Source organism: Kitasatospora sp. NPDC089797 (assembly GCF_040684795.1).
GTDB lineage: Bacteria > Actinomycetota > Actinomycetes > Streptomycetales > Streptomycetaceae > Kitasatospora.
Window position 1 is genome coordinate 60,621 of the sequence record NZ_JBFBGS010000017.1, and the last position, 19,126, is coordinate 79,746.

Here is a 19,126-nt window from a genome sequence, read left to right on the forward strand (position 1 = left end):
ACCCGTTCGGCCGGTCGGAGCGGACCGATCACGGACGGGCGACGAGCGGGCGACGGAAAGCGGCGGTCCCCGGAGCCTGAGCTCCGGGGACCGCCGCCGGTCAGACCGTCGTGCTAGCCGCGACGACGGAGGCGGCGCGTCACGAGCGCCAACCCGCCGCCCAGGAGCAGCAGGCCCCCGGCCAGGCCGGCGAGCCGGCCGTTCGCACCGGTGCTCGGCAGGTGCCCGTGCTTCTTCTCCGTGGTCACCGAGGCACTGGACGGCGGGGAGGTCACCGGCGGGCCGGACGGCGGAGTACCCGTCGCCGTCGCCGTGTTGGTGATCTTCCCACCGTTCAGGTCACTCTGAGTGACCGTATAGGCGGCCGTGCAGGTCACCGACGCACCCGGCGCGAGCGAGGCCGCAGCGGCCGGACAGGAGACGACCGGCGGGGTGCCGGTGCCCGAGAACGCCGTCTCGTTCACCGTCACGTTCATCAGCGTCACGTTCCCGGTGTTCGTCACCAGGAAGCTGTAGTCGATGGTCTCTCCCACGGTGGTGACCTTGGTCGGCGAGGCCGACTTCACCACGGTGAGCGCCGGGGCCGGGCTCTTCGGGACGGTGGTCGAGGACGGCGGGGAGGTCACCGGCGGGCCGGACGGCGGAGTACCCGTCGCCGTCGCGGTGTTGGCCACCTTCCCGCTGTCGATGTCCGCCTGGGTGACGGTGTAGCTCGCCGTGCACGTCACCGACGCACCCGGCGCCAGCGACGCCGCACCGGCCGGACAGGAGACGACCGGCGCAGTACCGGTACCCGAGAACGCCGTCTCGTTCACCGTCACATTGGTGAGCGTCACGTTCCCGGTGTTCGTCACCAGGAACGAGTAGTGCAACACCTGGCCCGCCGCCGTCAGCTCCGTCGCGTCCACCGACTTCACGACGGTGAGCGCCGGATTGGGCATGGCCGTCACGGTCGCCGTGGACGGCGGGGACATCACCGGCGGACCGGACGGCGGAGTACCCGTCGCCGTCGCCGTGTTCGTGATGCTCCCCGCGTTGATGTCCGCCTGGGTGACGGTGTAGCTCGCCGTACACGTCACCGACGCACCCGGCGCCAGCGACGCCGCACCGGCCGGACACGAGATGACCGGCGCAGTACCGGTACCCGAGAACGCCGTCTCGTTCACCGACACGTTCGTCAGCGTCACGTTCCCCGTGTTGGTCACCAGGAACGAGTAGTCGACCGTCTGCCCGACCGCCGTCACCGTAGCCGGGAGAGCCGACTTCACGACCGTGAGCGCCGGCGCGGGGGTGTTCGGGACGCTGGTCGAGGACGGCGGGGAGGTCACCGGCGGACCGGACGGCGGAGTACCCGTCGCCGTCGCCGTGTTGGTCACCTTCCCGCTGTCGATGTCGGCCTGGGTGACGGTGTAGCTCGCGGTGCAGGTCACCACCGCCCCCGGCGCGAGCGAAGCCGCACCGGCCGGACAGGAGACGACCGGCGGGGTGCCGGTGCCCGAGAACGCCGTCTCGTTCACCGTCACGTTCGTCAGCGTCACGTTCCCGGTGTTCGTCACCAGGAACGAGTAGTGCAACACCTGACCGGCCGCCGTCAGCTCCGTCGCGTCCACCGACTTCACGACGGTGAGCGCCGGATTGGGCGTGGCCGTCACGGTGGCGGTGGACGGCGGGGAGTTCAGCGGCGGCCCGGAGGGCGGAGTGCCGGTCGCGATCGCCGTATTGGTGATCGTGCCGGCGTCAATGTCCGCCTGCGTCACCGTGTAGCTCGCCGTGCACGTCACGGACGCACCCGGCGCGAGCGAAGCCGCACCGGCCGGACAGGTCACGACCGGCGGAGTTCCGGTACCGGAGAACGCCGTCTCGTTGACCGACACGTTCGTCAGGGTCACGTTCCCGGTGTTCGTCACCAGGTACGAGTAGTCGACCGTCTGGCCCGAGGCCGTCACCGTCGTCGGAGACGCCGACTTCACGATCGTCAACGCCGGATTCGCCGTAGCGGTCACGGTGGCGCTGGACGGCGGAGACGTCACCGGCGGGCCGGACGGCGGAGTGCCGGTGGCGGTCGCCGTGTTCGTGATGCTCCCCGCATTGATGTCCGCCTGCGTCACCGCATAGCTCGCCGTGCAGGTGATCGAGGCCCCGGGCGCGAGCGAAGCCGCACCAGCCGGGCAGGAGATGACCGGTGCAGTACCGGTGCCGGAGAACGCCGTCTCGTTCACCGTCACATTGGTGAGGGTGACGTTCCCGGTGTTGGTCACCAGGAACGAATAGTCGACCGTCTGCCCCACCGCGGAAACCGTCGTCGGAGACGCCGACTTCACAATCGTCAACGCCGGGTTGGGCGTAGCCGTCACGGTGGCGGTGGACGGCGGCGACGTCACCGGCGGACCGGACGGCGGAGTACCCGTCGCCGTCGCCGTATTCGTGATCGTGCCGGCGTCGATATCGGCCTGGGTGACGGTGTAGCTCGCCGTGCAGGTGATCGAGGCGCCGGGCGCCAGCGAAGCGGCACCAGCCGGGCAGGAGATAGCCGGTGGGGTGCCCGTGCCCGAGAACGCCGTCTCGTTGACCGACACGTTCGTCAGCGTGACATTCCCGGTGTTCGTCACCAGGTACGAGTAGTCGACCGTCTGACCCGAGGCCGTCACCGTCGTCGGAGACGCCGACTTCACGATCGTCAACGCCGGGTTGGGCGTAGCCGTCACCGTCGCACTCGACGGCGGCGACGTCACCGGCGGACCCGACGGCGGAGTACCCGTCGCCGTCGCCGTATTCGTGATCGTGCCGGCGTCGATGTCAGCCTGCGTCACTGCATAACTCGCCGTACACGTCACCGACGCACCCGGCGCGAGCGACGCCGCACCAGCCGGACAGGTCACGACCGGCGGAGTCCCGGTGCCGGAGAACGCCGTCTCGTTCACCGTGACATTGGTGAGCGTCACATTCCCGGTGTTGGTCACCAGGAACGAATAGTCGACCGTCTGACCCGAGGCCGTCACCGTGGTCGGAGACGCCGACTTCACGATCGTCAACGCCGGGTTGGGCGTAGCCGTCACCGTCGCACTCGACGGCGGCGACGTGACCGGCGGACCGGACGGCGGAGTGCCGGTGGCGGTCGCCGTGTTCGTGATCGTGCCGGCATCGATGTCCGCCTGGGTCACCGCGTAGCTCGCCGTGCAGGTGATCGAGGCACCGGGCGCCAGCGAAGCCGCACCAGCCGGGCAGGAGATAGCCGGCGGGGTGCCGGTACCGGAGAACGCCGTCTCGTTCACCGTGACATTGGTGAGCGTCACATTCCCGGTGTTGGTCACCAGGAACGAATAGTCGACCGTCTGACCCGAGGCCGTCACCGTGGTCGGAGACGCCGACTTCACAATGGTCAGCGCCGGGTTGGGCGTAGCCGTCACCGTCGCACTCGACGGCGGCGACGTGACCGGCGGACCGGACGGCGGAGTACCGGTCGCGGTTGCCGTGTTCGTGATCGTGCCGGCGTCGATATCGGCCTGGGTCACCGTGTAGCTCGCTGTACAGGTCACCGACGCCCCCGGCGCGAGCGACGCCGCACCAGCCGGGCAGGAGATAGCCGGCGGGGTCCCGGTACCGGAGAACGCCGTCTCGTTGACCGACACGTTCGTCAGCGTCACGTTCCCGGTGTTCGTGACCAGGAACGAGTAGTCGACCGTCTGCCCCACAGCGGAAACCGTCGTCGGAGACGCCGACTTCACAATCGTCAACGCCGGATTCGGCGTGGCCGTCACGGTGGCGCTGGAGGGCGGCGACGTCACCGGCGGACCCGACGGCGGAGTACCCGTCGCCGTCGCCGTATTCGTGATGCTCCCCGCATTGATGTCCGCCTGCGTCACCGCATAACTCGCCGTGCAGGTGATCGAGGCCCCGGGCGCCAGCGAAGCCGCACCAGCCGGGCAGGAGATGACCGGTGCAGTACCGGTGCCGGAGAACGCCGTCTCGTTCACCGTCACATTGGTGAGGGTGACGTTCCCGGTGTTCGTCACCAGGAACGAATAGGCGACCGTCTGCCCCGAGGCCGTCACCGTCGTCGGAGACGCCGACTTCACAATCGTCAACGCCGGATTCGGCGTAGCCGTCACCGTCGCACTCGACGGCGGCGACGTCACCGGCGGACCCGACGGCGGAGTACCCGTCGCCGTCGCCGTATTCGTGATGCTCCCCGCATTGATGTCCGCCTGCGTCACCGCATAACTCGCCGTACACGTCACCGACGCACCCGGCGCCAGCGAGGCCGCACCGGCCGGACACGAGATGACCGGCGCAGTCCCAGTGCCGGAGAACGCCGTCTCGTTCACCGTCACATTGGTGAGGGTGACGTTCCCGGTGTTCGTCACCAGGAACGAGTAGCCAACCGTCTGCCCCGAAGCCGTCACCGTCGTCGGAGACGCCGACTTCACAATCGTCAACGCCGGATTCGGCGTAGCCGTCACCGTCGCACTCGACGGCGGCGACGTCACCGGCGGACCCGACGGCGGAGTACCCGTCGCCGTCGCCGTATTCGTGATGCTCCCCGCGTTGATGTCCGCCTGCGTCACCGCATAACTCGCCGTACACGTCACCGACGCACCTGGCGCGAGCGAAGCCGCACCAGCCGGACAGGTCACGACCGGCGCAGTACCGGTACCCGAGAACGCCGTCTCGTTCACCGTCACGTTCGTCAGCGTCACGTTCCCGGTGTTCGTCACCAGGAACGAGTAGCCGACCGTCTGGCCCGAAGCCGTCACCGTCGTCGGAGACGCCGACTTCACGATCGTCAACGCCGGGCTCGGCGTGGCCGTCACGGTCGCCGTGGACGGCGGAGACGTCACCGGCGGACCCGACGGCGGAGTACCCGTCGCCGTCGCCGTATTCGTGATGCTCCCCGCATTGATGTCCGCCTGCGTCACCGCATAACTCGCCGTACACGTCACCGACGCACCCGGAGCCAGCGAAGCCGCACCCGCCGGACACGAGATGACCGGCGCAGTACCGGTACCCGAGAACGCCGTCTCGTTCACCGTCACATTGGTCAGGGTGACATTCCCGGTGTTCGTCACCAGGAACGAGTAGCCAACCGTCTGCCCCACCGCCGAAACCGTGGTCGGAGACGCCGACTTCACGATCGTCAACGCCGGATTGGCGGGGATCGGGGTGTTCGTGAAGGTGCAGAGCACCATCGGGCTGTTCTGGTCCTCGACTGTCGGTGGGAACGGCAGGTTGAAGCTGGTCACTCCGCTGCCCGAGGCGACCGGAGCGTTGCCGTTGGCCGTGTCGACGCAGTTGTAGGTGGTGGTGTAGTGGGAGAGGCTGCCGGAGGCCGCGGTCTCGGTGAGGGTGTAGACGGTGTTGGACAGGGCGATGACCGGCCCGGCGGGGGGCGACTGGACGCCCGTGCTGGTGCCGGTGGTGGTCGCGGTGTTGCCCCTGGTGATGCCACCGCCGGTGATCGCCAGGTTGAACTGGTCGTTGGAGGAGGTGGATTCGGCGAACCGGCCGACGATGTTCTTCTGCAGCGCCAGGGTCGGGTTGGTGGAGCAGGCGCCGAGGTCCACGGAGAGGAAGGCGTTGTTGGAGTACGGGGTGGGACCGGCCGTGATGGCGCCGGTGTTCGGGTTGAGCTGCTCCAGGTAGGTGGTGCTCCCCGAGGCGAACTCGATGTAGAGGTTGCCGGCGTTGTCGAAGGCGGCGCCGTTGAAGGAGTTCCCCGCCGGGTTGGACAGGGTGCTCAGCGGCGTGCTGGTCAGCGGCACGCCGGTGGCCGAGCCCGTGGTGGGGATCGGTCCGACGATCCGGCCGATGGCGGCAGCGGTGCCGACGGAGGAGAGGGTGTAGAGGTTGCCGGCCGCGTCGAAGGTGATGTCGCCGTTGGGACCGCCGGCAGCGGTGACCGGCAGGCTGTAGGTGGCGATCACACCGGGGATCGCGGTGTTGGTGGCGGTGTTGAACCCGTAGAGGGTGGCCGTTCCGGGCGTGGTGGCGGTGCCGGACGCGAAGCTGGCGTAGTAGAAGATGCCGTTGGCCGGGTCGACCGCGCCGGCGACGAAGGAGTCGCTGGTGGAGCCCGCGGAACCGGTGTAGACGGTCCAGGCGCCGGTGGTCGCGTTGTAGCCGTACACGTTCACGGAGCCGTTGACGGTCGGCGTCTGGTCGACCACGTAAGCGGCGGTGCCGCCGTCCGTGACACCGAGGGCGTTGGTGAAGCCGGACCCGGCGGGGAGCGTGCTCACCGTCGTGGCGGTCACCGTGGAGCCGCCGACGTTGCCGGTGGACAGGGCCAGCAGGGTGCCGGTGCCGGCGGTCGAGGAGCCACGTTGGATGGCGTAGATCGTCCGGCCGCTGCAGTCCAGCAGACCGGGCGCCCGACGGGCGGGGGTCGTGGCCGGGACCGACGGGGACGCGGGGCTGCTCGGCGCGGACGGTGCGGCCGACGGTGCGGCCGACGGGGAGGGCGTCGCGGTCGCGGACGGCGTCGGCGAGGCGCTGCCCTGCTCGGGGGCCGCCTTCGCCGCGGCCGAGGCCGCGTCCGGGGCGTGCCACTCCAGCACCACGAGGCCGTCGTGTCCGTCGCGGCCGTCCGGCTTCCCGGCGTCGGCGGTGCGGCCCGGGTCGGCGGTGCGGCCCGCGCCGCCTCCGTCGCCCGGGTTGACCGAGGGCGCCGCATGGGCGGCCCTGCCGTCGCCGGGAAGCCCGGCACCCGCCGCGCCCGTCGAGGACGGCGCGACGCCGCCGAAGCCCGCCCCGGCGACGTACTGGCGCTCGGTCACGTGCGGTGCCAGGCCGGCCGGCACATCACCGTCGGAGGCGACGGCCGCGCCGCGCGCGCTCGGGGCGAGGCCGCCGTCGGCCGTCAGCAGGGTGTGGCCCGGGGCCTGCGACTCGTCGGACCGGACGCTGGAGGCCCCACCGCTGCGGGCCGCCCCCGCCGCCGGGGAGAGCGGGTCGTCGGAGCGTGCCCGCCCGCCCGCGCCCGGCGTCACGGTCAGTTGCTGTCCCGGTGTCACGTCCAGCAGTGCGGTGGCGAAGGCGCCGGCGGCGCCCGAGCGGCCGTCGGCGTCGGCGGCCGCACCCGCGCCCCAGGCCTTCGCCCGGAGCGAGGAGACGCCGGCCGGCACGGTGAAGTCCTGGTCCCGGCCGGTGGGGGTGAAGGAGAGGCAGTCGGTGAAGCCCTCGTCCGGCGGACACGCCTGGGCGGCGTGCGCGGCGGGGGCGGCCATCAGCGGAACGAGTGGCAGCGGCGCCAGCAGCAGCACGGCCGACAGGATTCCGGACCAGCCGCGCCGCTTCGAAGCGACGTTCTGCGACGGACGGGCCGGGGCTCTACCGCCCCGTGATCCGAGGGCCGGGATCAAGCCCCGGCGACGTCGGGCTTCAGGCATCGAGGACTCTCCAGGGTGTGCACAGGACTCTGGACGACGGGACACAACACGCCATAGGGTGATGAACTGACTATGCGGTCTCCGCCATCCGGGTCTCGGCCCGGCGCGCTGGTGATGTCATCCCTGTGGCCCAGACCAGCGGGCTGACCACCCGACAATCCGCCCGCCGCTGTGACCCCCCGACGTGCCTCCCGCCCCGGACACGGGAAGCGGGGACCGACCTGGAGGGGTCGGTCCCCGCTTCCCGTCAGCGCGACGGCACCACCGGCGGCTCCGCCGTCGGACGGGAGGGAGGCCGCGGGCCGGACCGTCCGGGCGCGCCTCCCTCATTCACCGGCTGGTGGGAGTCCGTGGACTCCGGGGGTTCTCAGTGGCCGAACAGGTGCCGTCTCCGGCCCGTGCTCGGGGGTGCGGTCGGGATCCCGGCCGCTCGGCCGCCCTGCTCGGCGGCCCGTTCCGCGGACGCCGTGGGCCCGTCCGACCGCACCGGCTCCGCCGCGCGGTGGGCGGTCCTCCGGGAGCCGCCGCGGCCGCGGCGCCCGATCCGCCCCATCATCGCCAGGCCGAGGCAGAACAGCAGGGCGAGACCGAGGCCGGACAGGAAGATGCCCAGGCTGTCGACGGTCGCCAGGGAGGTGCCCAGGATCGTCACCTGGTACGAGGGGCCGCCGGCGAGGTTGTCCGCGATCAGCAGTCCGGCGAAGGCGCCGGAGGCCGCCATCAGCAGAAGTCCTAGCAGCAACATGGGAACTCCTTCCGTCCGTGGTCCGCCCCCACGGCCGGGCGCCTACCCGACCCTGCCCGCCGCTAACGCCGCCCCCGGGCCGCGGCGCTACTCGGGGCCTGGGCCTGCACGGCGACCAGGCAGGTGTCGTCCTCGGTGCCGTCCGGGCCGAGCTCCAGCAGCCGGTCCGGGTCGTGCCCCAGCTCCGGGCCCGGCGGTCCGCCGGGCCCGGGGGGTTCAGTCCGGAGTCGGGGGTTCAGTCCGGGGCCGGGGGGTCGTCCTGCCAGCCGGGGGCGTCCGCGTCGTCGAGCTGCACCCGCAGGCGGGCCAGGGTGGCGCTGAGCAGCCGGGACACGTGCATCTGGGAGACGCCGATCCGGTCGGCGATCTCGGACTGGGTCAGGCCGTCCCAGAAGCGGAGCTTGAGCACGGTCTGCTCGCGCTCGGGGAGCTCGGCGAGGAGGGGCCGGACGGCCGTGCGGAAGTCGGCGAGTTCGATGCCCGGGTCGCGCTCGCCGAGGCGGTCCAGCATCGCGCTGCCGCTCTCGTCGGTGTCCTGCTCCCGCAGCGCGTCCAGCGAGTCGGAGCGGTACACCCGGCCCGCGACCAGCCCCTGGGTGGCCTGTTCGACGGTGAGGTGCAGGTCGTCCGCGATCTCCTCCGGGTGCGGGAAGCGGCCGAGCCGCTGCTCCAGCCGGTCGGAGCCGCGGGCCACGGTCAGGTACAGCTCCTGCATGCTGCGCGGGACCCGCACCGGCCAGGAGGTGTCCCGGAAGAACCGCTTGACCTCGCCCGCGATGGTCGGGATGGCATAGGTGACGAACTCGACGCCGCGCTGCGGGTCGTACCCGTCGACGGCCTTGATCAGGCCGATCGTGCCGACCTGGAGGATGTCCTCCAGGTCCGCGGCGCGGTGCCGGAAGCGGGCGGCGATGAACCGCACCAGGGGCATGTTGAGTTCGATGATCGTGCCGCGGACGTAGCTGTAGGCGCGCGTCTCCCGGGGGAGTCCGGCCAGCCGCGCGAACAGCGCGTCGCTGAGTTCGCGGGCCTCCGTCTTGCCCATCGCGCGCAGCTCGGCCCCGGTGGGCCTCGGCGGCAGGTCGGACGGCTCGGGCGCGGGCCCGGCGCGCACGCGGCGGGCGTCCTGGACGGTCGGCGACGGAGTGGACACGGGATACTCCTCGGCATGGCGGTGAGCACCCGGCGGCGCCGACGGCTCGGGCCGGCACGGCGGGCTTCTTCCCGAGGACCTGTGCCTGGTTTCGTCAAGCGCGGTCCCGGTGGCACCCGGCGGGGTGCGGGGCGGTCGGCCCGTGGCGGGCGACCGCCGCACGGGTGTTCTACCCGACATACGACGCCGAATTCGTGTTTCGACCGGTTTATTGGCATTCGTCGGGATCGGCCCGCCCGCAGCCTGCGCGGTCAGCCCGGGCTGCGGACGTGACGGCCGAGCGGGGACGGCACCTCCAGCCAGACCCGCTTCCCGCCGTCCTCGGGGTCACAGCCCCAGGCCCGGGCCAGCCGGTCCACCACCCGCAGCCCGTGCCCGCCGGGCGAACCCGGGTCGGCACCCCGCCGCAGCCTGGCCGGCACCGGACTGCCGTCCCGCACCTCCACCCTCAACCGGACGCCGTCCCAGTCCAGCCGCAGCTCGCGCGGGCCCCCGGGGGCGTGCAGGCAGGCGTTGGTGACCAGTTCCGACACCATCAGCAGGACGTCCTCGGCGACCGCCCGCTGTTCCGCGTCGACGGTCGGCAGCCACCGCCAGGAGCGCAACGCCTCCTGGCTGAACGCGCGGCTGCGCCGCACCGCGCCCTCGTTGCCGGTGAAGGCGAGCCGACGGGCCCGGCCGGCCGGCTGCGGGGTCTGCTCGGGACGGTCCATGGCCGGCCCCTCACGCCTGCCCCGGTCCGGGCCCACCGGCCTCCCCCAGGGCCGATCCGAGATCGGGGTGGACGCGCAGCACGCCGTCCGCCCCGGTGACGGCGAACAGCCGCACCACCATCGGGCTCGGCGCCGCCAGTTCCAACCGGAGACCGGCCGCCTCCGCCTCGGCCCGGGCCTGCAGGAAGAGGTTCAGGCCGGTCGAGTCGCAGAACCACAGCCCGCCGAGGTCGACGACGATCCGCTCCAGGCCGTCCTCCGCGCCGCCCTCCGCGCTGTCCTTCCGGCCGCCCTTCCGGCCGTCCGGCGATCCGTGCACCAGCGCATGGCGCAGCCCGTCCGCGGTGTCGCGGTCCAGTTCGCCGACGACGGTGACGATCCGGGCCGTTCCCCGGCGGGTGACCCGCACGGACAGGCCACCGTCCTCGTGCTCCCCTCCGGTCTCAGCGGGGCCGTCGACTGACCGTGGCATGGCGGACTCCCGGGCCGGTGGATACGGCGACGCGCCGTGCCCACCATTGTGCCGCCGGGCCCCGTCGGCCGCGCGCACGAGCCGTGCCCGCGCCGATGCCCCGACGGCGTTCCGCAGTGCCGTCCGCTGGTCCATGCCCCGCGTGTGCCCCGCCGCCCCGCCGCCACACGCGCCGTCGGACGTCCGTGCATGGAACCGCCGTTCCCGGGCAGGCGCCGCATCGGGCGGGCCGCCTCCCGCCCCGGACGAGGAGAGGAGCACGGCTGATGGGCACCCAGGACAAGCTGCGCAACATGGCCGAGAAGGCCGCCGGCAAGGCCAAGGAAGCCGCCGGCAAGGCCACCGGTGACCGCACCATGGCGGCCGAGGGGCGTGGCAAGCAGGCGAAGAGCGACCTGAAGCAGGCCGTCGAGAAGGTCAAGGACGTGGGGAAGGACTGAGCCACTGAGCCCGTCCCCGACACCCGGCGGCCGCCGTGCGCGGCCGCCGGCCCCGGTCCGCAGCGGGCCGGGCCCTCGCGGCCGGGGGCCCTCAGCGCGCCGCGCTGGGCGGCGGCAGCCGCAGGCCCGCCAGGTCCGGGGGGACGCAGGAGTCGGGGCGGAAGAAGGTGGCGGCCGCGCCGTCGGTGGCCGTGGCGGGGGCGTCGGTGAGGTGGAAGCGCTCCCGCAGCCGGCCGTAGAAGTCGGTCGGGCGCAGCCGGATCAGCCGCACCCGCTGCGGGGCGCGGTAGACGCCGATCCAGTCGCCGGGGTCGAGGACGCCCCGGAGCCGGCCGTCGACGCTGACGGCGGCGGGGCCGGAGTGCGGCAGGATGCGCAGGGCGACCGGCTCGTCGGGGGCGGCGACCACGGTGCGGTCGAAGGTCATGTGGGCGGCGACCGGGGTGAACACGACGGCCTCCATGTGCGGCGAGAGCACCGGGCCGCCGGCCGCGAAGCTGTAGGCGGTCGAGCCGGTGGGGGTGGCGACCACGAAGGCGTCGGCGGAGTAGGCGGCCAGCAGCCGGCCGGAGACGTAGACCCCGGCGCTGACCTGGTGGTCCCGGGCGAGCTTCTCCACCACGACGTCGTTGAGGGCGTTGACGTCCAGCGCCAGGCCCCAGCCGTCGCCGACGGTGCTCTCCGGCCGTACCGGCGGGGGCGGCAGGGCGGGTCCGCGCCCGTAGCGGAGGAAGGCCTCCAGTTCGGTGGGCACCCCCGGCGGCCGGGAGGCCCGCATGGTCAGGGTCATCCGCTCCTCGACCGGGGCGCTCCCGGCGTGGACGGCGTCGAGGGCCGGGGTGAGGTCGCGGACCGGCACCTCGGTGAGGAAGCCGACCTTGCCCAGGTCGACACCGAGCACGCTGGCGCCGGTCTTCACGGCGATCCGGGCGCCGCGCAGGAAGGTCCCGTCCCCGCCGAGGGTGACGACCAGGTCCGGGTCCCCGGCGGCGTGGGCCTCCTCGCGCCCGGAGCGGCGCCCGTGGTCCGGCGCCGAGACGTCGATCTCGGTGCACCGGACGTCCCGCTCCGCGCACCAGGCCCGCACGGTGCGCGCCGCCTCCCGGGCGGCGTCACGGCCCTGGTGGACGACCAGTCCGACGCGGTGCACTGCCATGGCCGGCCTCGTCTCGCCCCGGTCCCGTTGCTGTCCCGTCCATGGTGGCGCCTCGGCGGACGATCGGCCCGCCGGGCCGGGGCGGTCAGGCCAGGAACGCCAGCAGGTGCTCGTTGACCTCGTCGGCGTACGTCCAGCACAGGCCGTGGTCGGCGCCCTCGACGGCCACGAAGCGGCTGTCCTTGATGAGTTCGTGACTGCGCGGGCCGCAGGCCTCGATCGGCAGGACGCGGTCCTCGGTGCCGTGCAGGATCAGCACCGGGACGTCGATCTTGGGCAGGTCGGCGCGGAAGTCGGTGTGCCAGGTGGCGACGCAGGCGATCACGCCGGCCGGGGAGGCTCCGACGGCCGTGTTCCAGGCGTCCTGCACGGCCTCGGGGCTGATCCGGCTGCCGAGCGTGCGGTCGAGGTTGTAGAAGTTCTTGTTCCACTCGGTGAAGAAGGCGGGCCGGTCGGCGGTGAGCCCGGCCGCGATGTCGTCGAACACCTGCTGGGGGACGCCCTGGGGCGTCTCCTCGGTCTTCAGCAGGTAGGGCGGCACCCCGGAGACGATGACCGCGCGGCGGATCCGCTCGGAGCCGTAGCCGCCGAGGTAGCGGACGACCTCGCCACCGCCCATGGAGTGGCCGACCAGGTCGGCGTCCCGCAGGTCGAGCGTGGTCAGCAGGGTGTCCAGGTCGGCGGCGAAGGTGTCGTAGTCGTAGCCGGTGGTCGGCTGCCCGGAGCGGCCGAAACCGCGCCGGTCGTAGGTGATCACCCGGCGCCCGGCGGCCAGCAGCGCCCGCTCCTGGCGCTCCCAGGCGCGGCCGCTGAGCGGGAAGCCGTGGATCAGCACGACGGGCCGCCCCTGGCCGTGGTCCTCGTAGTACAGCTCGATCGGGGCCGAGTTCTCCTGGCCGACGGTGACGAAGGGCATGATCGGACTCCTCGGGGTGGACGGGCAGCCCTCGCTGCGCCTCGTCACCAATCAAGCACACTCCGGAGTCGCACGACACCGCGGGTGCTCCCGGCGCCCCTGGGCCCCGGGAGCACCCGGGGGTGCTACTTCTGCCAGCCGATGGTCTCGGGCAGCGGGCTGTAGAAGATGGTGGCGCCGACGTTGGCGAGGCCCTTCTTGATGCCGTAGGTGGAGGGGCCGCTGTAGAGCGGCAGGAAGGCGTACTGCTGGAGGGCCTTCTGCTCGACCTTGTTGACGGCCGCGATCTGCTGGTCGCGGTCGGCGATGTCGCCGGTGGCGCGGATCTCCTGGTCCAGCTCGGGGGTGCCGGCCCCGGTGATGTTGGAGTCGCGGTCCGAGCAGTAGAAGTCGCACAGGTACCGCGCGCCGAAGGGGTCCAGCGAGCGGTTGCCGGAGATGAAGAGGTCGAAGCGGCGGTCGCTGAGCACCTTGGAGAAGTCGTTCTCGGACACCTTGTTGATGTCCAGCTTCACGCCGACGGCCTTGAGCATCGCGGTGAACGCCCCGGCGGTGGCCTTCTCGATCGGGTCGTCGCCGAGCACCGTGTAACCGAGCGCGAGCTGCTTGCCGTCCTTGCTGCGGATGCCGTCGGCCCCGGGCTTCCAGCCGGCCGCGTCCAGGGTCTTCCGCGCCTCCTCCGGGTCGTACTTGAGCACGGCGGCGACGTTGTCCTGGTAGCCGTGCTGGAAGCTGTAGAGCACCGCCGAGCCGGGCAGCGACTCGGTGTAGTCCAGGCCCTGGAACCGGATCTTCGCTATCTGCGGACGGTCGATGCTCTCCTGCACCGCCTTGCGGACCTGGGCGTCACCGAGCAGCGGGGACTTGGTGTTGAGGTAGAGGGCGTACTCGAAGGGGCTGCCGCCGCTGCGGATCTCGGTGTCCTTGACCGTCTTCACCTGCTTGAGGTTCTCCGCGGTCCCGACGGGGGCGTAGTCGGTCTCGCCGTTCTTGAAGGCGTTGATCGAGGCGGCGCTCTCCAGGTTGACGTAGACGCGCTTGTCGAGCTTGCCCTTCCGGCCCCACCAGGAGGGGTTGCGCACGAAGGTGATGTTCCCGGAGTGGTCGTCCCAGCTGCCCACGGTGTACGGGCCGGTGCCCCACTCGGGGTGGGCCGTCTTGACGTACGCCTTGTTGAAGTTGTCGACGGTGGCGGCCTGGGGGTGCAGGAAGGTGGTGAACAGCGCCGACCAGGAGGCGTTGACGCCCTTGAAGGCGATGACCGCCTGCTTGTCGTCCGCGCCCCGGGTGACGGAGGTGATGCGGTCGTAGCCGTCGGTGGAGTTGGCCGCGAAGTCCTTGTTCGAGCCGTTGTTGGCCTTCCAGGTCGCCTCGATGGCCCGCCAGTCGATGGGGGTGCCGTCGTTGAACACGGCCTTGGGGTTGAGGGTGATGACCACCTTCTGGTCGCCGCCCTCGACGGAGACCTTCACGTCGCTGTAGTAGTCCGGGTTGTACTGGACGTCGCCGGTGGGCGAGTAGGTGATGGCGTCGGCGTTGTACCAGGACCAGATCCGCGTGGCGTTGAGGGTGCTGTTGACGTTGAAGGGGTTGCCCTGCTCGTCGAAGGTGCCCGCGGTGGTGTAGGTGCCCCCGTCCTTGAGGTTCTCGTACGGCTGGGGGTTGTAGTCGGTGACCGAGGACGCGACCTTGGCGGCGTTCTTGGCGTCCTGCCCGGAGGAGCCTCCGGAGGGGGACGAGGAGGAGCACGCGGTGGCGGCGACCGACACGGCCGCGACGAGCGCGAGGGGCAGCACGAAGTTCCTACGCATGAAAGGTCCTTGCTGGGAGTCCGGGGGTCCGGGAATCGGGGTGGAGGGGGTGGCGCAGGGGGACGGGAGGGCCGTCAGACCGCGTGGCAGGCGTACCGGTGGTCCGCGCCGTCCGGGGCGTCGACGGTCACCGGGCGTTCGGTGCGGCAGCGGGTCCGTACGTCCTCGTCGGCCACCCGGTACAGCGGGCAGCGGTCGACGAACACGCAGCCCTCCGGCAGCCGGGTGGCGCTGGGCTGTTCGCCCGCGAGCACGACGCGCTCGCGCTGCCGCTCGCGCCGCGGGTCGGGCACCGGGATCGCCGACAGCAGGGCCTTGGTGTACGGGTGCCGGGGCCGGGCGAAGATCTCCTCGGTGGCACCGGACTCGACGATGTGCCCGAGGTACATCACCGCGATGCGGTCGGAGACGTAGCGCACCACGGCCAGGTCGTGGGCCACCACTAGGTAGGCCAGGCCCAGTTCGCGCTTCAGCCGGGCGAGCAGGTTGATGATCTCGGCCTGCACCGAGACGTCCAGCGCGGACAGCGGCTCGTCCAGGGCCAGCAGCTTCGGCTCGCGGGCCAGCGCCCGGGCGATGCCGACCCGTTGGCGCTGGCCGCCGGAGAGGGCGGCGGGGAAGCGGTCGCCCATGGTGCGGTCCAGGCCCACCAGGTCCAGGAGCTCGGTGACCCGGGCCCGGACGGCCGCCCGGTCGGCCCCCACGGCCTGGAGCGGTTCGGCCAGCAGGTCGAAGACGGTCAGCCGGGGGTCCAGGGCGTCCGTCGGGTCCTGGAGGACGATCTGGACGTCGCGCCGCAGCTCGCGCACCTCGGCCGCCGAGCGCAGCGTGGCGACGTCGGTGCCGGCCACCTCGATCCGGCCGCCCTCGGGGGCGCGCAGCCGCAGCACCTCGCGCAGCGTGGTGGTCTTGCCGCTGCCGGACTCCCCCACCAGGCCCAGGGTCTCCCCCGCGCGCAGTTCGAAGCTGACGCGGTTGACCGCGTGCAGGGTGCCCACCCGGCGCTTGAGCAGGGCCCCCTTGGTGACGGGGAAGGTCTTCACCAGGTCCTCGACGCGCAGCACCACCTCGCCAGCGGTCCGCTCGCCGGAGCGGGCCGGTGGCACCGGGACGGCTTCCCCGCCGGGGTCGAGCGTCCCGTCGGCGATCTCCTGCGCCCGGTGGCAGGCGACCTGGGCGGTCGTCCCGTCGAGCACGGTCAGGTCCGGTTCGGCGGTCCGGCAGACGTCCCGGGCCACCGCGCAGCGCGGGGCGAAGGGGCAGCCGCCGGGCAGTCCGACCAGGGACGGCGGTTCGCCGCCGACCGGGATCAGCGGCCGTTCGACGCCGCTGTCCACGGTGGGGACGCTCGCGAGCAGGCGGGCGGTGTAGGGCATCGTCGGACGGCGGAAGAGCGCGTCGACGCCCGCGTGTTCGACGATCCGCCCGGCGTACATGACGGCGACCTCGTCGGCGTGGCCGGCCACCACGCCCAGGTCGTGGGTGATCAGGACGAGCCCCGCCCCGGTCTCCCGCTGGGCCAGGCGCAGTACGTCGAGGATCTGCGCCTGGACGGTGACGTCGAGCGCCGTGGTGGGCTCGTCGGCGACCAGGACCGCGGGCTTGTTGGCGATGGCCAGGGCGATGACGACGCGTTGGCGCATGCCGCCGGAGAACTCGTGCGGGAACGCCTTGGCGCGTTCGCGCGGGTCGGGGATGCCGACCAGGTCGAGCAGTTCCACCGCCTGCTCCCAGGCGGCCCGCTTCGACAGGTCCCGGTGCACCCGCAGCGCCTCGGAGAGCAGTCGGCCGACGCTGAAGATGGGCGTGAGCGCGGACATCGGGTCCTGGAAGACCATGCCGATGGACTTGCCGCGCACCCGGGAGAGCGCCTTGTCGTCCATCGCCGCCAGGTCGCGGCCGCCGAGGAGGATCTCGCCGCCGAGGCGCGCGGTCGTCGGCAGCAGGCCCATCACGGCGAGCGCGGTGGCCGACTTGCCCGAGCCCGATTCGCCGACGATGCCCAGGGTGCGCCCGGGCAGCAGGTCGAAGTCGACGCCGCGCACGGCCTCCACCGGCCCGGCCTCGGAGGGGAAGGTGACGCGCAGGTCGCGGACGGACAGGACGGGTGCGGGCCCGGCGGGTTCGACGGGTTCTGCGGGCCCGGCCGTGGGCCCGGTGCGGCGGGCGGGTGCGAAGGTCATCGTCGGGCTCCTACCGCGCCGGTGGTGGAGGTGGGGTCGAGGGCGTCGCGCAGGCCGTCGCCGACGAAGGTCATCGAGACGGTGAGCAGGACGGTCAGCCCCGCGGGGAAGGCGAAGAGCCAGGGGGCGCTGGTGATGGTGCCCGCGCCGTCGGCGAGCATCGTGCCCAGCGACACGTCCGGGGTCTGCACGCCGAAGCCGAGGAAGGACAGCGCGGTCTCGCTGAGCACGGTGGAGACCACGCCCAGGGTGAGGTTGACGATGAGCAGGGAGCCCAGGTTCGGGATGATGTGGCGCACCACGATGCGCAGCGGGCGCACGCCCATGTACTCCGCGGCGCGCACGTACTCGCGCTCGCGCAGGGAGGTCGACACCGACCAGACCACGCGCGCGGTGGACATCCAGCCGAACACGGTCAGGACGAGGATGAGGACCCGCCAGTCGCCCGCCAGGCGGTGCGAGACCAGGGCGAGGACGAGGAAGGAGGGCACGATCAGCAGGAAGTGGATGACGGCCAGGGTGGCCTTCTCCACCCGGCCCCCGAAGTAGGCGGCGCCCGCGCCCACGACGGCGGCGATGGTGACGGTCAGCGCGGACACGCTCACCGCGATCACCAGCGAGCGCTGGAGGCCGTGCACGGCCGCGGCGTAGACGTCGTTGCCGCCCTGGTTGGTGCCGAACCAGTGCTCGGCGCTGGGGGCCTGGGTCAGCGCCGAGAAGTCGGCGTCCGCGTAGCCGTACGGGGTGAAGAGGTCGCCGAGCGCGCTGAACAGCACGAGCAGCAGGAAGATCACCACGCCGGCGACGGCGGTCCGGTTGCGCAGGAAGCGGCGCAGGTAGAGCCGGCGCCGGCCGAGGTAGCGCCCGGCCGGGTCGGGAGTCGTGCCGGTGGTCGGTGCGGGGGTCGGCGCGGTCCTCACGGAGGTGCCCATCTCAGCTCACCCGCACTCTCGGGTCGAGGAACACGGTGGCGATGTCCGCGAGGATCGCGCCGACCGCGGTCAGGGCGGCGGCGAAGGCGGCGGTCGCCACGGTGCCGTGCACGTCGTTCTTGCTGATGGTCTGGATGAAGTACTGGCCCATGCCGTTCCAGCCGAAGATCGTCTCGGTGAGGACCGCACCGGTGAAGACCGCCGGGATGCCGAAGGCCACGGACTGCGCGGTGGGGATCAGCGCGGTGCGCAGGGCGTGCCGGCGGATCGCCTGGGCGCGGGTGAGCCCGGTGGCCCGGGCGGTGCGCACGAAGTCGGAGCCGATGACGTCCAGCAGCAGGGAGCGCTGGGTGAGGTGGTAGCCCACGTACCCCATCAGGGTGAGGGTCAGGGTCGGCAGGATCAGGTGCAGCAGCCGGTCCCCGACCGTCGCCCAGAACCCTTCCACGTCGGGCGAGTTCTCCCCCGCGACGTACAGGAAGTGCCAGCCGGCGTGGTCGTTGAGCTGGATGGCCAGCAGCACCAGCGCGAGCGCGGCGATCGACACCGGGACGTTGAAGAGCGCCATCGAGACGGCCTGGGCGGCCCGGTCCCGCCAGCCGTACTGGCGCGAGGCGGTGTGGACCGCGAGGGCGACGCCGAGGACGACGGACAGCACCGTCGCGCCGATCACCAGCTCGGCGCTGACCAGGGAGCGGTAACCGATCTCCCCGTTCACCTGGACCCCGACCGGGGAGCGGCCCCAGTCGAAGTGCAGGAGCACCCCGGTCAGCCAGTCCCACCAGCGGTGCAGCAGCGGCTCGTGCGGGTCCAGGTTGTAGGGGGCCAGGGCCCGGGAGATCTGCTCCTCGGTGCGGACCGGGCGCAGCTCCTTGAAGTTCGAGCGCGGGTCGAGGAACCAACTGGCCAGGAAGTACGTGGCGTTGGTGGCCACGGCGATCACCAGCAGCCAGCCCGCCGCCCGGCGGGTCACGTACCGGAGCACGGACGCCACCTCCCCGCCGGGTGCGGAGGGTGCGGCCGGTGGGCGCCGGGTCTGGGAGATCTGGACATGCCGGTGGAACTTCCTCGATCCAAGGGGGTGTTGCACGACCGTGCAGGGGCCAGTCTGAGCGCGGGTCACCCCCGGCACCAGGGATCGGGGCGTTTGGACACGAACCCGCAACACCCCCGCAGCACTAGGGGATGTTCACGTCACATTCCGTCGAATGCGCAGGTGG

12 protein-coding genes are annotated in these 19,126 nt (G+C 72.2%); 1 reads left to right on the plus strand and 11 read right to left on the minus strand.

The genetic code is table 11. The features are described 5' to 3' along the window. Window positions 1-113: 113 nt before the first annotated feature. The 5 genes from AB0O91_RS15705 to AB0O91_RS15725 all read right to left on the minus strand — a co-directional run bounded on the left by AB0O91_RS15705 (window position 114) and on the right by AB0O91_RS15725 (window position 10,468). Complete coding sequence (locus AB0O91_RS15705) at window positions 114-7,259, minus strand: hypothetical protein (RefSeq protein WP_363432550.1); 7,146 nt, start codon at window positions 7,257-7,259, stop codon at window positions 114-116. Window positions 7,260-7,752: 493 nt separating this feature from the next. Continuing rightward, on the minus strand, window positions 7,753-8,130 hold the full coding sequence (locus tag AB0O91_RS15710) for a hypothetical protein (RefSeq protein ID WP_363432553.1): 378 nt from the start codon (window positions 8,128-8,130) through the stop codon (window positions 7,753-7,755). A gap of 235 nt (window positions 8,131-8,365) precedes the next feature. After that, a complete protein-coding gene (locus AB0O91_RS15715; RefSeq protein WP_363432556.1) occupies window positions 8,366-9,283 on the minus strand; it encodes a SigB/SigF/SigG family RNA polymerase sigma factor in 918 nt (305 codons plus the stop codon). Between the two features lie 251 nt (window positions 9,284-9,534). Continuing rightward, window positions 9,535-9,996 carry an ATP-binding protein gene (locus AB0O91_RS15720; RefSeq protein WP_363432559.1) on the minus strand — a complete coding sequence of 154 codons (462 nt, stop codon included), beginning with the start codon at window positions 9,994-9,996 and terminating at the stop codon, window positions 9,535-9,537. Between the two features lie 10 nt (window positions 9,997-10,006). Continuing rightward, entirely contained in the window at window positions 10,007-10,468 is a 462-nt protein-coding gene (locus tag AB0O91_RS15725; protein WP_363432562.1) for an STAS domain-containing protein, read from the minus strand. A 266-nt stretch (window positions 10,469-10,734) separates the two neighbouring features. Here AB0O91_RS15725 and AB0O91_RS15730 point away from each other — a divergent pair, with 266 nt between their 5' ends. After that, the gene (locus AB0O91_RS15730; protein WP_363432565.1) at window positions 10,735-10,908 is read left to right on the plus strand and encodes a CsbD family protein; all 174 of its coding nucleotides are present in this window, start codon (window positions 10,735-10,737) and stop codon (window positions 10,906-10,908) included. Between the two features lie 91 nt (window positions 10,909-10,999). Here AB0O91_RS15730 and AB0O91_RS15735 read toward each other — a convergent pair whose 3' ends face one another. The 6 genes from AB0O91_RS15735 to AB0O91_RS15760 all read right to left on the minus strand — a co-directional run bounded on the left by AB0O91_RS15735 (window position 11,000) and on the right by AB0O91_RS15760 (window position 18,891). Further along, on the minus strand, window positions 11,000-12,064 hold the full coding sequence (locus AB0O91_RS15735; RefSeq protein WP_363432567.1) for an NAD(+)/NADH kinase: 1,065 nt from the start codon (window positions 12,062-12,064) through the stop codon (window positions 11,000-11,002). A gap of 85 nt (window positions 12,065-12,149) precedes the next feature. Beyond that, window positions 12,150-12,980 carry an alpha/beta hydrolase gene (locus tag AB0O91_RS15740; protein WP_363432569.1) on the minus strand — a complete coding sequence of 277 codons (831 nt, stop codon included), beginning with the start codon at window positions 12,978-12,980 and terminating at the stop codon, window positions 12,150-12,152. Window positions 12,981-13,105: 125 nt separating this feature from the next. Continuing rightward, the gene (locus tag AB0O91_RS15745) at window positions 13,106-14,791 is read right to left on the minus strand and encodes an ABC transporter family substrate-binding protein (protein ID WP_363432572.1); all 1,686 of its coding nucleotides are present in this window, start codon (window positions 14,789-14,791) and stop codon (window positions 13,106-13,108) included. A gap of 74 nt (window positions 14,792-14,865) precedes the next feature. Further along, window positions 14,866-16,974, minus strand: a complete 2,109-nt coding sequence (locus tag AB0O91_RS15750) for an ABC transporter ATP-binding protein (RefSeq protein ID WP_363432574.1) — start codon at window positions 16,972-16,974, stop codon at window positions 14,866-14,868. After that, window positions 16,971-17,906, minus strand: a complete 936-nt coding sequence (locus tag AB0O91_RS15755; RefSeq protein ID WP_363432576.1) for an ABC transporter permease — start codon at window positions 17,904-17,906, stop codon at window positions 16,971-16,973. The genes AB0O91_RS15750 and AB0O91_RS15755 overlap by 4 nt, the downstream gene beginning before the upstream one ends. A gap of 1 nt (window position 17,907) precedes the next feature. Beyond that, entirely contained in the window at window positions 17,908-18,891 is a 984-nt protein-coding gene (locus tag AB0O91_RS15760; RefSeq protein ID WP_363432579.1) for an ABC transporter permease, read from the minus strand. Between the last annotated feature and the right edge of the window lie 235 nt (window positions 18,892-19,126).

Coding starts and splice junctions, on each gene's coding strand:
- AB0O91_RS15710 (WP_363432553.1), bottom strand. CDS start 8,130: ATGTTGCTGCTAGGACTTCTGCTGATGGCGGCCTCCGGCGCCTTCGCC.
- AB0O91_RS15720 (WP_363432559.1), bottom strand. CDS start 9,996: ATGGACCGTCCCGAGCAGACCCCGCAGCCGGCCGGCCGGGCCCGTCGG.
- AB0O91_RS15725 (WP_363432562.1), bottom strand. CDS start 10,468: ATGCCACGGTCAGTCGACGGCCCCGCTGAGACCGGAGGGGAGCACGAG.
- AB0O91_RS15730 (WP_363432565.1), top strand. CDS start 10,735: ATGGGCACCCAGGACAAGCTGCGCAACATGGCCGAGAAGGCCGCCGGC.
- AB0O91_RS15735 (WP_363432567.1), bottom strand. CDS start 12,064: ATGGCAGTGCACCGCGTCGGACTGGTCGTCCACCAGGGCCGTGACGCC.
- AB0O91_RS15740 (WP_363432569.1), bottom strand. CDS start 12,980: ATGCCCTTCGTCACCGTCGGCCAGGAGAACTCGGCCCCGATCGAGCTG.
- AB0O91_RS15745 (WP_363432572.1), bottom strand. CDS start 14,791: ATGCGTAGGAACTTCGTGCTGCCCCTCGCGCTCGTCGCGGCCGTGTCG.
- AB0O91_RS15750 (WP_363432574.1), bottom strand. CDS start 16,974: ATGACCTTCGCACCCGCCCGCCGCACCGGGCCCACGGCCGGGCCCGCA.
- AB0O91_RS15755 (WP_363432576.1), bottom strand. CDS start 17,906: ATGGGCACCTCCGTGAGGACCGCGCCGACCCCCGCACCGACCACCGGC.